General features: G+C 72.5%; 11 protein-coding genes and 1 pseudogene. 6 read left to right on the plus strand and 6 right to left on the minus strand.

What is annotated here, in order from left to right:
• Positions 1-178 precede the first annotated feature (178 nt).
• A pseudogene (locus tag B0675_RS06450) lies at positions 179-709 on the plus strand (hypothetical protein); the annotation flags it as partial.
• A 114-nt stretch (positions 710-823) separates the two neighbouring features.
• Positions 824-1,294 carry a large conductance mechanosensitive channel protein MscL gene (gene mscL, locus B0675_RS06455; RefSeq protein ID WP_081221627.1) on the plus strand — a complete coding sequence of 157 codons (471 nt, stop codon included), beginning with the start codon at positions 824-826 and terminating at the stop codon, positions 1,292-1,294.
• 22 nt (positions 1,295-1,316) lie between these two features.
• On the opposite strand, the gene B0675_RS06460 is transcribed toward mscL, so the two are convergent.
• Positions 1,317-1,499, minus strand: coding sequence for a hypothetical protein (locus tag B0675_RS06460; RefSeq protein ID WP_081217781.1), 183 nt, complete (start codon positions 1,497-1,499; stop codon positions 1,317-1,319).
• Positions 1,500-1,623: 124 nt separating this feature from the next.
• On the opposite strand from B0675_RS06460, the gene B0675_RS06465 reads away from it, so the two are divergent.
• From B0675_RS06465 to B0675_RS06480, 4 genes are all read left to right on the plus strand, one after another.
• Positions 1,624-2,853 carry a low temperature requirement protein A gene (locus B0675_RS06465; RefSeq protein ID WP_081217782.1) on the plus strand — a complete coding sequence of 410 codons (1,230 nt, stop codon included), beginning with the start codon at positions 1,624-1,626 and terminating at the stop codon, positions 2,851-2,853.
• A 68-nt stretch (positions 2,854-2,921) separates the two neighbouring features.
• Positions 2,922-3,950 (plus strand): P1 family peptidase, encoded by a 1,029-nt coding sequence (locus B0675_RS06470; RefSeq protein WP_081217783.1) that lies wholly within the window; start codon positions 2,922-2,924, stop codon positions 3,948-3,950.
• Positions 3,951-4,173: 223 nt separating this feature from the next.
• Positions 4,174-5,349: an Ig-like domain-containing protein gene (locus B0675_RS06475; protein ID WP_107482570.1), complete on the plus strand. Its 1,176-nt coding sequence runs from the start codon at positions 4,174-4,176 to the stop codon at positions 5,347-5,349.
• 157 nt (positions 5,350-5,506) lie between these two features.
• Positions 5,507-6,256, plus strand: a complete 750-nt coding sequence (locus B0675_RS06480) for a DUF6227 family protein (protein ID WP_081217785.1) — start codon at positions 5,507-5,509, stop codon at positions 6,254-6,256.
• Between the two features lie 192 nt (positions 6,257-6,448).
• Here B0675_RS06480 and B0675_RS06485 read toward each other — a convergent pair whose 3' ends face one another.
• The 5 genes from B0675_RS06485 to B0675_RS06505 all read right to left on the minus strand — a co-directional run bounded on the left by B0675_RS06485 (position 6,449) and on the right by B0675_RS06505 (position 12,860).
• A complete protein-coding gene (locus B0675_RS06485; RefSeq protein WP_081217786.1) occupies positions 6,449-6,706 on the minus strand; it encodes a hypothetical protein in 258 nt (85 codons plus the stop codon).
• A 109-nt stretch (positions 6,707-6,815) separates the two neighbouring features.
• Positions 6,816-8,981 carry a fructose-specific PTS transporter subunit EIIC gene (locus B0675_RS06490; RefSeq protein ID WP_081217787.1) on the minus strand — a complete coding sequence of 722 codons (2,166 nt, stop codon included), beginning with the start codon at positions 8,979-8,981 and terminating at the stop codon, positions 6,816-6,818.
• 130 nt (positions 8,982-9,111) lie between these two features.
• Positions 9,112-10,065: a 1-phosphofructokinase gene (gene pfkB / locus B0675_RS06495; protein WP_081217788.1), complete on the minus strand. Its 954-nt coding sequence runs from the start codon at positions 10,063-10,065 to the stop codon at positions 9,112-9,114.
• A gap of 159 nt (positions 10,066-10,224) precedes the next feature.
• Entirely contained in the window at positions 10,225-10,986 is a 762-nt protein-coding gene (locus tag B0675_RS06500; protein WP_081217789.1) for a DeoR/GlpR family DNA-binding transcription regulator, read from the minus strand.
• A 320-nt stretch (positions 10,987-11,306) separates the two neighbouring features.
• Positions 11,307-12,860, minus strand: a complete 1,554-nt coding sequence (locus tag B0675_RS06505; protein WP_081217790.1) for an MFS transporter — start codon at positions 12,858-12,860, stop codon at positions 11,307-11,309.
• Between the last annotated feature and the right edge of the window lie 61 nt (positions 12,861-12,921).

Here is a 12,921-nt window from a genome sequence, read left to right on the forward strand (position 1 = left end):
GTCACAGGTGGTGGTCTCCATGACTCAGTACACCCGCCCCGCCCAGCTCCCCCCGCGGGCCCAACTCCCCCGGCCGCCGCAGCAGGCGGCGTCGCTCCCTCCGCGGTCGCGGCGGCCGGCACCGTCCCCTGCCCCACGCCCACGCCCTTCTCGGGCACAGCTCACGGGACTCGACCGTCCACCGGGCGGGGACGCTCCTCCGACCTGCGCCGTCCCGCTCTTCGCGCCGGTCCACGTGCGCGGCGGGCGGTACCGGCTGCGGCGCCTCGTCAGGCACCGGAGGGGGGCGATCGCCGCGGGCCTGGCGATGACGGCGGCCGCTCTCGTGGCGGCCGGCCCGCAGGACGCCGAAGGGGCACGCGGACATCCGGCGCCCGCTCGGCCCGCCGGCTCGGTGGCCGCCCCACCCGGCGGAGCCGGCCCTGCTCGCGCACACGGGACGCCCCCCGTCCGCACCGTGACGGCCCCCGTCCGGATCGCCGACGGCGCGACGGTCGGACTGCTGCACCCCGGTGACCGCGTGGACGTGGTGGCCGCGGACAGCCGTGGCGCCGTGCGGGTGGTGGCGACCGGTGCGCGCGTCACCGAGGTGCCGGACGTCGGCGGCACCGAGGCCGGCGCGCTGGTGGTCCTCGCCGTGCCCCGCCCGACGGCCGTGCGCCTGGCCGGCGCGGGCACGACGTCACGGCTGGCGGTGACGTTGCGGTGAGGGGAGGAACCGTGTCAAGTCCCTCGTTGGAGCGACCCAATTGGACACGCCCGGCAGGCCCTGCCGTAGGTTTCGGAGCTGTTTGTTCCACGACTTGTGCAGAGGGGCCTCCTGGTGAGCGACAAGCAGCAGCCCGGCGTCTGGGAGGGCTTCAAGGCCTTCCTGATGCGCGGCAACGTGATCGACCTGGCCGTCGCGGTGGTCATCGGCGCGGCCTTCACCAACATCGTCAACTCCGTGGTGAAGGGCATCATCAACCCGGTGGTCGGGGCGATCGGGACGAAGAACCTCGACAACTACAGCTCGTGCCTGAAGCACCCGTGTCGCGGCACCGGCGACACCGCCGAGGGCATCCGCATCATGTGGGGTTCGGTGCTGGGCGCCACGCTCAGCTTCGTGATCACGGCCGCCGTCGTGTACTTCCTGATGGTGCTGCCCATGGCCAAGTTCCTGGCCCGGCAGGCCGCCCGCCAGAAGGCGAAGGAGAACACCAAGGAGGTCATGGACGTGACCGAGCTGGAGGTGCTCAAGGAGATCCGCGACGCGCTGGTCGCCCAGCGGGGGAACGGCCACCGCGAAAGCTGACCGCGGGGGCCCCGGGCCGCGCTCAGATGTGGTGGGGCGGCTTCTCGTCGAGGAAGCGCTTCAGGTCGGCGGCACTGTCACCGGTGCTGTCGGCCTGCTCTCCCCATCCGCGGTCCGTGTCGTCCGAGGACTGCTGGCTCAGCGGGTCGTCGAAGACCAGCGCCGGCTTCGGATCGCGCGGTTCGGAGGCGGGGGCGGTACTCATGCCTCCAGAGTACGTCTCGGGCGGCACGGCACCCGCCCGGCGGCGTCCGGGGGACTTCGGCGCCACGACCGCGGGTGACCCCCTTCACACGAATTCGCTCCGCTTTTCTGCTGTGCTTGGCCGCATGACCTCCCGTTCCACTCCCGAGCCCACCGCGGCGGCACGACCCGCGGACCGTCGGCCCCTGCGCAGAATGACCGCCCGCGGGCGCGACGAGGCCCACCGGGTGGCGTCGCCGCTGGAGCTCTTCTTCGACCTGTGCTTCGTGGTGGCCATCTCCCAGGCCGGCGCCGAGCTGGTGCACGCCGTGGCCGAGGGACACGCGGGCAAGGGCATCCTCAACTACGCGATGGTCTTCTTCGCCATCTGGTGGGCGTGGATGAACTTCAGCTGGTTCGCGTCGGCGTACGACAACGACGACGTGCTCTACCGGGTCGTCACGCTGGTGCAGATCGCGGGCGTCCTGGTGCTGGCCGCCGGGGTGTCGAAGGCGTTCGAGAGCCATGACTTCCTGGTCGTCTGGATCGGCTACGTGATCATGCGGCTGGCGATGATCGCCCAGTGGCTGCGGGTGGCGCGCTCCACGGAGGGCGCCGAGAGAACGATGGCGCTGCGGTACGCGGGCGGCGTGCTGCTCTGCCAGGTCGGCTGGCTCGGTCTGCTGTTCACGCCCGAGGGAGCCCTGCCGTGGGTGTTCCTGGTCGTGGTGATCGCCGAGCTGTGCGTGCCGCTGTTCGCGGAGAAGGACTACTCGACGTCCTGGCACCCGCACCACATCTCCGAGCGCTACGGGCTGTTCACGATCATCGTGCTGGGCGAGACGATCGCGGCGGCCACGGTCGCGGTGAAGTCGGCGGTGGACGAGCACGACGCCCTCGGCGAGTTGCTGCCGATCGCGGCGGGCGGACTGCTGATCGTGTTCGCCGCCTGGTGGATCTACTTCGTGGTGCCGATCCACGGACACCTGCGGACCAGCGGGCAGGCGTTCCTGTGGGGGTACGGGCACTATCTGATCTTCGCGTCGGCCGCCGCGATCGGCGCCGGCCTGGAGGTCGCGGTCGAGCAGGCGGTGGGCACGGCGCACGTCTCGACCCTCGCGGCGTCCGCCGCCGTGACCCTGCCGACCGCGCTGTACTTCCTCGCGGTGTGGGTGCTGCACTCGCGCTACTTCAAGGTGGGCATCGGTCAGCAGCTCGTCCTGCCGACGACCGCCCTGCTGGTCATCCTGTGCACGTTCCTCGGCGACTGGGCGGTGCCCGCCGCGGGCATCGTCGCGGCGCTGGCCGTGGCGGTGGGTGTGGTGCTGACGGCGCGGACGGTGACGCGGGAGGCGCCGGTGGACGCGGACGCGTAGGCACGCGGGGCCGGGGTTCCCGATGCGGCTGCCGTGGGCCGGGGCAGGTGCCGGGGAACACTGGGCGCATGACAGTTGACGCTCTGACGGATGTGGCCGGTCTGCGGGTGGGGCACGCGACGCGTACCGGCGACGGGTGGCTCACGGGGACGACAGTCGTGCTCACCCCCGAAGGCGGTGCGATCGCCGCCGTGGACGTGCGGGGCGGCGGGCCCGGCACCAAGGAGACCGACGCGCTCGATCCCCGCAACCTCGTGCAGAAGGTCGAGGCGGTGGTGCTGACCGGCGGCAGCGCCTACGGGCTGGACGCGGCCTCGGGCGTGATGGCCTGGCTGGAGGAGCGGGGGCGCGGGGTGCGGGTGGGCCCCGACCCGCTGCACGTCGTGCCGGTCGTGCCCGCGGCCTGCGTCTTCGACCTGGGCCGGGGCGGGGAGTTCCGGTGCCGGCCGGACGCCGCCACCGGTCGGGCCGCGGTCGAGGCGGCCGACGCGAGCGAGCCGGGCGCCGAGGTGCCCGAGGGAGGGGTGGGTGCCGGAACGGGAGCGGTGGTCGGGGAGATCAAGGGCGGGGTCGGGACGGCGAGCGTCGTGCTGGAGTCCGGCGTCACGGTCGGCGCGCTGGTGGTGGCCAACGCGGCGGGCTCGGCGGTGGAACCGGTGACGGGGGCGCTGTACGGGGAGTTGACCGTGGGACGTGCGCAGTATCCGGCCGGGTCCGTGCACGAGGCGGCTCGGCGACGGCTCGCGGAGAGCGCGGCGAGGAACGCGCCGCCGCCGCTGAACACCACCCTGGCCGTGGTCGCCACCGACGCCGATCTGACGCGCGCGCAGGCGCAGAAGCTCGCGGGCACGGCGCACGACGGGATCGCCCGCGCCGTACGCCCGGTGCATCTGCTGAACGACGGGGACACGGTGTTCGCGCTGGCCACGGGCACGCGGGCGCTCGACGCCGGGAACCCGCTCGCGTTGAACGAGATCCTGGCGGCGGGCGCGGACCTGGTGACGCGCGCCATCGTGCGGGCCGTGCGCGCCGCCGGTCCGGTGGAGGGGCCGGGCGGCGTGTGGCCGTCGTACGAGGAGCTCTACGGAAGGGGGTAGGGCCTGATCCGGACGGCCGGCCCGGGGGTTTCCGGCCGTCGGGCGGGCGATTGTCCTGGTTGTGTCACGTGACGGTCCCCGGCCCGAGTCGGCGGGAACCCCTCCCGGCGCCGCTCGCTCTTTCTCCCCGTACCGCAGCGGACGCCGCAGACGACGACAACGGGGAGCAGACGTGACAACGCCGAAGAGGACAGCACGCGCACTGGGGGCCTGTGCCGCCCTGATGATCGGCGCTCTCACGCTCACCGCCTGCGGCGGCGACGCCAGCGCCGACACCACGAGCGGCAAGGACGGCAAGGGCGGCGGGAACTCCGCCCGGACGTCCACGGCACGGATCGTCATCTCGGCGAAGGACGGCTCGACGAGCGCGTCCATCAACGCCACGGGTGTGAAGGTGAGCCACGGCAGGCTGACCGACGTGAGGATGACGGTCGCCGGAACCGGGACGGCCGTGCCGGGGGCGATCGCGGCGGACGGCGGCTCCTGGAAGCCGAAGGAGCAGCTGGAGCGAGGCACGAAGTACCGGATCTCGGCGACGGCGAAGGATGCCGGCGGGCGGACCGCGGCGGCCAACTCGATCTTCACCACGGTCTCTTCGGGTAACAGCTTCATCGGCACGTACACGCCGGACGACGGCTCCACGGTCGGGGTCGGCATGCCGGTGTCGTTCACCTTCGACAAGGCGATCGGCGACAAGAAGACCGTCCAGTCGCACATCAGGGTCACCTCCAGCACGGGCCAGCAGGTCGTGGGCCACTGGTTCGGGACGCAGCGCCTCGACTTCCGGCCCGAGACGTACTGGAAGGCCGGCTCCAAGGTCACGATGAAGATCGACCTGGACGGCGTCGAGGGCGCCAACGGCGTCTACGGGGTGCAGAAGAAGACCGTCACCTTCACCGTCGGACGCTCCCAGGTCTCCACGGTCGACGTGAACACCCAGACCATGACCGTCGTGCGGGACGGGAAGACCGTCAAGAGCGTGCCGATCTCGGCGGGCAGCCCCGAGCACACCACGTACAACGGGCAGATGGTGATCTCGGAGAAGTTCGAGCGGACGCGGATGAACGGTTCGACGGTCGGATACGGCGGCGAGTACGACATCCCCGACGTGCCGCACGCGATGCGTCTGACGTCGTCGGGGACGTTCATCCACGGCAACTACTGGTACAGCCGCGGGAACGCGCCCTTCGGGCGGCAGGGCACCAGCCACGGTTGTGTCGGCCTCGCCGACGAGCAGGGCACGCAGGGGGCCACGCCCGCCAAGTGGTTCTTCGACAACTCGCTCGTCGGGGACGTCGTGACGGTCAAGAACTCTCCCGACAAGACGGTCGCGCCGGACAACGGGCTCAACGGCTGGAACATGTCGTGGAGTGCCTGGACCGCCGGAAGTGCCCTCTGACGAGGGCCTTTTGAGGGCCGGGCGGGCCGCGCGGGAACTCCCCGCCCGGCCCGCCCGTTTTCCGTCCGTACGTTTTCTCGGTTCGCGGACATGATGTCCGACCGAGGGGCTACGGTATGCACCCACAAGGTGACATGCAGCAACGCCGGGAGAAACCTTGAGCGTTCCGTACGAGACAGCAGCGTACGAACCACCCGAGTCGCCCGAGTCTCCGGAGGAGCATCTCGAAAGGCTTCTGGGCCGCGCCCTGAACTCGTTCGAGCTGCCCGACGAGACGATACGGCTTCTCGACTGCGCGCTGGCGCACGACAGCTCGTTGCACTCCGCGCACCACAGCGCCGGACTGCACCGGGAGACGTACCGGCACACGTGGCTGCTCTCCGACGGCTCCGCCGTCACCCTGTGGGAGCTGGTGCACAACACGGCGGTCGGCCGCGACGCACAGCACGAGGTGTACATCGACGAGGAGGAGGTGCGCGCGGCCACGGCCCGGCTCGCCCTCCCGCCCGACGCACCGGACTTCGAACTGCCCGCGTTCGTGCAGCTGTCGTCGATCCCCGAGCCTCGGCACACCTACGTGCCCGACGCCTCCGCCGATCACGCGCGCCGGCTCCTGCGCCGCGCGGAGAACGCGGACGGGCCGGACGCCGAACTCTCGGCACTGCTGCTGCGCGAGGCCTTCGCGCACCAGATCACCCAGGCCTTCGGGCGCCCGGGACGCACCGGCCAGGCGGGGTTGTCCTTCTCGCTGTACGAGCACGCGTTCCTGCTGCGGGACGGGCGGGAGATCTCCCTGTGGGAGGTCGAGCACACAGCGACACCGGACCGCCGGCACATGTGCGAGGTGTACGCCACGGAGGACGCGGCGCGGGACGCCATGGAACGGCGCGCGGCCCGACTCGGCTGACGCCACTCGACTCACGCGCTGCGACCCACCCGGCCCGGCTGACGCGAGCCGACTGACGCGAGCCGGCCGACGCGATGTGCCCCACCCGGCCCGTCCCGCCAGGCGCGGCCGAACCGATTCGGCCGCCCGACGTGGCTGGCCGACGTGGCTGGCCGACTGTGCCGACCGAGTGCGCGGCCTCGCGGACCCGCCCTACGGACGGCTGTCGCTGAACTGCCGTACCAGGCGCGCGAAGGCGACCCGTTCCTCGGGGGTGAGTTCCACGGCTTCCGTGTCGGGGCCGTGGTCGCGCTGACCGGGCAGCGCGCGGAGCGCCTCGCCGGGATGCGGCGCCATGGTGACGGAGGGGCCGCCGCGCAGCAGGCGGCCCAGGCCGACGACCCAGACGACGGTCGCCAGCGCGAGGAACGCCACGCCGGTCAGCTGGAGGATCGACACGTGCTCGGGCATGCGCCCCAGTAGACACCACGGTCCGGGACTTTGACCCCGGACCGTGACGCATCTCGCAGAAGCGGTGAAGGCCTCACAGGTGCTCCAAAAGGGCACCTTGGCAGGCGGTTCAGGCCGCGACCGGCTCCTTCGAACCGGCCGGGGACGCCGCGCCGGCGCCGGTGCTCTCGGCGCCGGCACCCGACGGGGACCGCTTGCGCAGGCCCTTCAGGACGACGACCAGAGCGGTGGTGACGCCGACGCCTGCGGCGACGGCGATGAGGTAGAGGAACGGGTTGCCGATCAGCGGGACCACGAAGATGCCGCCGTGCGGGGCGCGCAGCGTGGCACCGAACGTCATCGACAGGGCGCCGGTGACGGCGCCGCCCGCCATCGCGGAGGGGATGACACGCAGCGGGTCGGCGGCGGCGAACGGGATGGCGCCTTCGGTGATGAAGGAGGCGCCCAGTACCCAGGCGGCCTTGCCGTTCTCGCGCTCGGTCGGGGTGAAGAGGCGGGCGCGCACGGTCGTCGCGAGGGCCATCGCCAGCGGCGGGACCATGCCCGCCGCCATCACGGCCGCCATGATCTTCATCGCCGAGTCGCCGGGGTTCGCGACGGCGATCCCCGCGGTGGCGAAGGTGTAGGCGACCTTGTTGACCGGGCCGCCGAGGTCGAAGCACATCATCAGGCCGAGGAGGGCACCGAGCAGGACGGCGTTCGCGCCGGTGAGGCCGTTCAGCCAGTCGGTCATGCCCTTCTGGGCGGACGCGATGGGCTTGCCGATCACCACGAACATCAGGAATCCGACGACCGCCGAGGAGATCAGCGGGATCACCACCACCGGCATGATGCCGCGCACCGCCGCCGGGATGCGGACCTTCTGGATCGCCATGACCACGCCGCCGGCGATGAGGCCCGCCGCGAGACCGCCGAGGAAGCCCGCGTTGATGGTGAGGGCGATCGATCCGCCGACGAATCCGGGGACGAGGCCGGGCCGGTCCGCCATGCCGTAGGCGATGTAGCCGGCCAGGACCGGGATCAGGAAGTTGAAGGCGACGCCGCCGATCTGGAACAGCAGCGCGCCCCAGCTGTCCGCCTGGGTCCCTACGAAGTGGTCCATGACCGACGGAGCCTTGTTGACCTGCCAGCCGCCGATCGCGAAGCCGAGGGCGATGAGCAGACCGCCCGCGGCGACGAACGGGACCATGTAGCTCACCCCGGACATGAGCCAGGTGCGGAGCCGGGTGCCGTAGCCCTCGCCGGTCCCCCCGGCGCGCTCGACGGGCGTGCCGGAGGCCGAGCCGGCGGCGGAGCCCGGCGCCGATCCGGCGGTGACCTCACCGCGGGCGGCCTTCTCCCGTACCTCGGCGACGAGTTCGGCGGGACGGTTGATCCCCGCCTTCACCCCGACGTCGACGGTCGGCTTCCCGGCGAAGCGTTCCTTCTCCCGTACGGGCACGTCGTGGGCGAGGATCACACCGTCGGCGGCCGCGATCACCGCCGGGTCGAGGCGGGTGAAGCCGGCCGATCCCTGCGTCTCCACGACGAGTTCGATCCCGGCCTCACGGCCCGCGTTCTCCAGGGACTCCGCCGCCATGTAGGTGTGCGCGATGCCGGTGGGGCAGGAGGTGACGGCGACGACACGGAACGGGCGGCCGTCCGGAGCGGCCGTGGCGCCGGACACCGGGCCGGATCCGTCCTCGGCGCTCGCGCCCCGCACCGGGGCCGTGCCGCTCACGGCGGTGTCCTCGGCGGAGGCCACCGCGCCGGGCGCGCCCGCCTCCGTCGCCCCGGAGCCCTCCGGACGCTCGGCGTTCCCGGCGTCTGCGGGGACGTCCACGGATGCCGGGGTCCGGTCGCCGCGGACGAGCGCCGCGGCGGTCTCCGTGTCGTCCACGGCCCGCAGCGCGGCGGTGAACGCGGTGTTCGTCAGCTGCCGGGCGAGGGCCGACAGGATGGTGAGGTGGGCGTCGTCCGCGCCCGCCGGGGCGGCGATCAGGAAGATCAGGTCGGCGGGGCCGTCCGGCGCACCGAAGTCGATCCCGGCGGCCTTGCGTCCGAAGGCGAGCGTCGGTTCCGTGACGTGTTCGCTGCGGCAGTGCGGGATGCCGATGCCGCCGTCCAGGCCGGTCGGCATCTGGGCCTCGCGGGCGGCCACGTCGGCGAGGAACCCGTCCAGGTCGGTGACCCGGCCCAGGGCGGCCATGCGCTCGGCGAGGGCACGGGCCGCCGCCTCCTTGGTGTCGGCGGACAGGTCGAGATCGACCAGGTCCGCGGTGATCATCTCGCTCATCGCGGGCTCCTTCGCACGCGTATCGCCCGGGGGGAGTCGTGGGCGGGAACGGAAGGGGGGACGGGGACTGCGGTGGGGACGGGAACAGAGGTGGGGACGGGGGAGCGGGGTTCGGTGGGGGCGGGGCCGGTCACGACGCCGGCTCCGTCAGGGGGCGGGACTCCGGGATCTCCGTCGTGACGGTCACGGCGTCCGGGGCGAGGTCGGCCGGGCCCGGCATCACGCTGCCGGGGAGCTGGACGGCGGCGGCGCCGTGCGCGACGGCGGAGGCGAGGGCGCGCGGCCCGCCGCCCCCGGCGATCAGGAACCCGGCGAGCGAGGAGTCACCGGCACCCACGTTGCTGCGTACGGTGTCGACGCGGGCGCTGCCGAACCAGGTGCCTGCGGCGTCGACGAGCACCTGCCCGTCGGCGCCGAGGCTCGCGAGCACGGCGCCCGCGCCCATCGCGCGCAGTTCCTCGGCCGCCTTCACCGCGTCGCCCACCGTGACGAGGGGACGGCCGACGGCCGCGGCCAGTTCCTCGGCGTTCGGCTTCACCACGTCGGGCCGCTCGCGCAGCGCCGCGAGGAGCGCCGGCCCGGAGGTGTCGAGGGCGATCCGGGCGCCCACCGCGTGGGCCCGCGCGACGAGTTCGGCGTACCAGGACGGCGCGAGTCCGCGGGGCAGGCTGCCGCAGCAGGTGATCCAGCCGGTCTCGCCGGGACGGTGAACGCGGCGGACGGTCTCCAGCAGGAGTTCGGCCTCGGCGGCGGAGAGGTCGGGGCCGGGCGCGTTGATCTTCGTCAGGGTGCCGTCCGGCTCGGCGACCGAGATGTTGGAGCGGGTGGCCCCGGCGACCGGGACCGGCGCGACCTCGATGCCCTGGGCCGCGAGGAGTTCGGCGACGAGCGCGCCGGGGGCGCCCCCGAGAGGCAGGACGGCGACCGTGCGCCGTCCCGCGGCGGCGACCGCCCGGGAGACGTTCACGCCCTTGCCGCCCGGGTCCACGCGTTCCCCGGTGGCCCGGACGACCTCGCCGCGGCCCAGGGCCGGGACCTCGTACGTGCGGTCCAGCGAGGGGTTGGGGGTGACGGTGAGGATCATGCGCTCTCGTTTCTCGGCACGTGGCCTGCGGCAGGTGGCCTGTGGTTTCCCGGCTCTCGGCACGTGGCCGCGGCAGGGCACCTGTGGCTCTCGGCTCTCGGCTCTCGGCTCTCGGCTCTCGGCAGGGTGGCCGCGCTTCCTGGGGTCCGGCGGCGGTCGCTAGACGCGGAGCACTTCGGTGCCGCCGCTCTCGACGGCGGAGGCGTCCTCGGGGTCGAGCCCGCTGTCGGTGATCAGCAGGTCCACCTCGTCGAGGTCGCCGAACCGCGCGAAGTGTTCCTGGCCGCTCTTGGAGGAGTCCGCGAGCAGGACGACCCGGCGTGCGGCGTGCAGGGCCGCCCGCTTGACCGCGGCCTCCGCGAGGTCGGGCGTGGTCAGTCCGCTCGCGGGCGAGAAGCCGTTGGCGGCGACGAAGACGACGTCGGCGCGGATCTCGGCGTACGCGCGCAGCGCCCAGGCGTCCACCGCGGCACGGGTCCGGGTGCGCACGCGCCCCCCGACGAGGTGCAGTTGGACGCCGGGGTGGTCGGCGAGGCGGGCGGCGGTCGGGAGGCTGTGGGTGACGACGGTGAGCGTCGCCTCCAGCGGGAGGGACGCGGCGAGCCGGGCGACCGTGGAGCCGGCGTCCAGGATCACCGTGCCGTCGTGCGGCAGTTCGGCGATCGCGGCCTCGGCGATCCGGTCCTTCTGGCCGGCGGCGGTCGACTCGCGCTCGGCGAGGTCCGGCTCGAAGTCGAGCCGGCCCGCGGGGATCGCGCCGCCGTGCACCCGGCGCACCAGTCCGGCGCGGTCCAGCGCCTTCAGGTCCCGCCGGATGGTCTCCGCGGTGACCTGGAAGGTGTCGGCCAGCGACAGGACGTCCACCCGGCCGCCGTCACGGGCGAGCCGCAGGATCTCCTGCTGCCGCTCCGGTGCGTACATGTCCGTTCGCCTCCGCCTGATGTCCGAGCCTGTGGTTTCAGACGGAGACTACGCACCCATGCCCGGGAAGTAAACAAGTTCGGGCCTGTTTCGGGCATGAACAGACACGAGAGAGACAAGGAGGGGGAGGACGGACGGGCTCACGGGAGAAGCCGGAGTCTCCGGGCGGGCAGGCTCTCCCCGGGGGAGCCGGAGCGCACGGGCAGCCGGGGCTCTCGCGCGAGGAGAGCGGAAAGCCCGAAGGGGCCCGGCACATGAAGCGCCGGGCCCCTTCGGACGGTCGACGTGGGCGTCGGCCCACTCGGTCCCGCTCGGTCGGCTCAGCCGACGAGTTCGGGCTGCTTCGGGTCGGTCTCCCCGGTCACGACCGCGTCCTCCACGCCCTCCACATGCTGGGCGGGCTTCTTGGGCAGCGCGAACATCACCAGGAAGATGACGACCAGGACCCCGGCGACCCAGCCCAGCGCGTGCTGGAAGGCGTTCACGAAGGCGGGACCCACCTGGGAGCGGGTCAGGTGGTCGCTGATCTCGCCGAAGAAGACGACCGAGACCAGGCCGAGGCCGAGCGCGTTGCCCATCTGCTGCACCGTGTTGATCAGACCCGATGCCGAGCCCGCGTGCTCGCGCGGGACGTCGGAGAGCACGGCGTCCGTCAGCGGGGCGACGATGAAGCCCATGCCCGCGCCCATGACGACCAGCGGAAGGGCCATCTGCCAGGAGGCGATGTCCATGCCGTACCGGTCGGACTCCCAGATGTAGAGCAGGACGCCGAACGCCATGAGCAGGGCGCCGGCCTGGAGCACCTTGCGTCCGAAGCGCGGGACCAGCAGTTGCACGGACATGCCCGCGGCGGCCGAGACGGCGATCGAGAACGGCACTCCGGTGAGTCCCGCCCGCAGCGCGCTCCAGCCGAGGCCCTCCTGCATGTACAGCGTCCAGACCAGGAAGAAGATGCCGAGTGCGATACCGAAGACGGTCTGCACGGCGATGCCCGCCGCGAAGCTCTTCACCTTGAACAGCGACAGCTCGACGAGCGGCGAACCGTCCCGCGCCGCCTTCCGCTTCTCGAAGGCCACCAGCGCCGCGAAGACGAGGGCGGAACCGGCCATCGACAGGTAACCCCACAGCGGCCAGCCCAGCTCACGGCCGCGGGTCAGCGGGTACAGCAGCATGAGCAGAGCGAGGGTGACGAGGGCGACGCCGACCAGGTCGAGCTTGAGGGCGCGCGGGGCCTTGGACTCGCTGATGAAGCGACGGCCGAGGATCAGCGCGACGATGCCGACGGGCAGGTTGATGAGGAAGATCGGCCGCCATTCCAGGCCGAACAGGTTCCACTCGGTGAGCAGGGCGCCGAGGAGGGGGCCCGAGACGGCACCGAGGCCGACGATGGCGCCGAACAGGCCGAAGACCTTGCCGCGTTCGTGCGCGGGGAAGGTGGCGTGCACGATCGACAGGACCTGGGGCACCATCATCGCGGCCATGGCGCCTTGGAGGATGCGCGAGGCGACGAGCATCTCCGGGTTCACCGCGAAGCCGCACAACGCGGACGCGAAGGTGAAGCCCGCTATGCCGAGGAGGAAGAGCCGCTTGCGGCCGTGGATGTCACCGAGCCGCCCACCGGTGATGAGCCCCGCCGCGAAGGCCAGCGCGTATCCGGCGGTGATCCACTGGATCTGGCTGTACGTGGCGCCCTCGTGCCGCTGGATCGACGGGATCGCGATGTTGACGATCGTGACGTCGACCAGGTCCATGAAGGCCGCGGTCATCACGATGGCGAGGGCGAACCAGCGCCGCCGGTCGGCCGCGGTACCGGCGGCCGGACCGCCGGGAAGGTCTGAGGTCTCTGTCGCAGAGGACTCGGTGGAAGAGGTCATGCGGTCAAGCTAGGGCCCCATTAGGTCAGATCGTGTCCTAGTGGTGCGGCACCCTGGAGGG

It is taken from the genome of Streptomyces sp. M41(2017) (assembly GCF_002078175.1).
Classification (GTDB): domain Bacteria; phylum Actinomycetota; class Actinomycetes; order Streptomycetales; family Streptomycetaceae; genus Streptomyces.

Coding starts and splice junctions, on each gene's coding strand:
- B0675_RS06500 (WP_081217789.1), bottom strand. CDS start 10,986: ATGTACGCACCGGAGCGGCAGCAGGAGATCCTGCGGCTCGCCCGTGAC.
- pfkB (WP_081217788.1), bottom strand. CDS start 10,065: ATGATCCTCACCGTCACCCCCAACCCCTCGCTGGACCGCACGTACGAG.
- B0675_RS06475 (WP_107482570.1), top strand. CDS start 4,174: ATGATCGGCGCTCTCACGCTCACCGCCTGCGGCGGCGACGCCAGCGCC.
- B0675_RS06465 (WP_081217782.1), top strand. CDS start 1,624: ATGACCTCCCGTTCCACTCCCGAGCCCACCGCGGCGGCACGACCCGCG.
- B0675_RS06490 (WP_081217787.1), bottom strand. CDS start 8,981: ATGAGCGAGATGATCACCGCGGACCTGGTCGATCTCGACCTGTCCGCC.
- B0675_RS06460 (WP_081217781.1), bottom strand. CDS start 1,499: ATGAGTACCGCCCCCGCCTCCGAACCGCGCGATCCGAAGCCGGCGCTG.
- B0675_RS06505 (WP_081217790.1), bottom strand. CDS start 12,860: ATGACCTCTTCCACCGAGTCCTCTGCGACAGAGACCTCAGACCTTCCC.
- B0675_RS06485 (WP_081217786.1), bottom strand. CDS start 6,706: ATGCCCGAGCACGTGTCGATCCTCCAGCTGACCGGCGTGGCGTTCCTC.
- B0675_RS06470 (WP_081217783.1), top strand. CDS start 2,922: ATGACAGTTGACGCTCTGACGGATGTGGCCGGTCTGCGGGTGGGGCAC.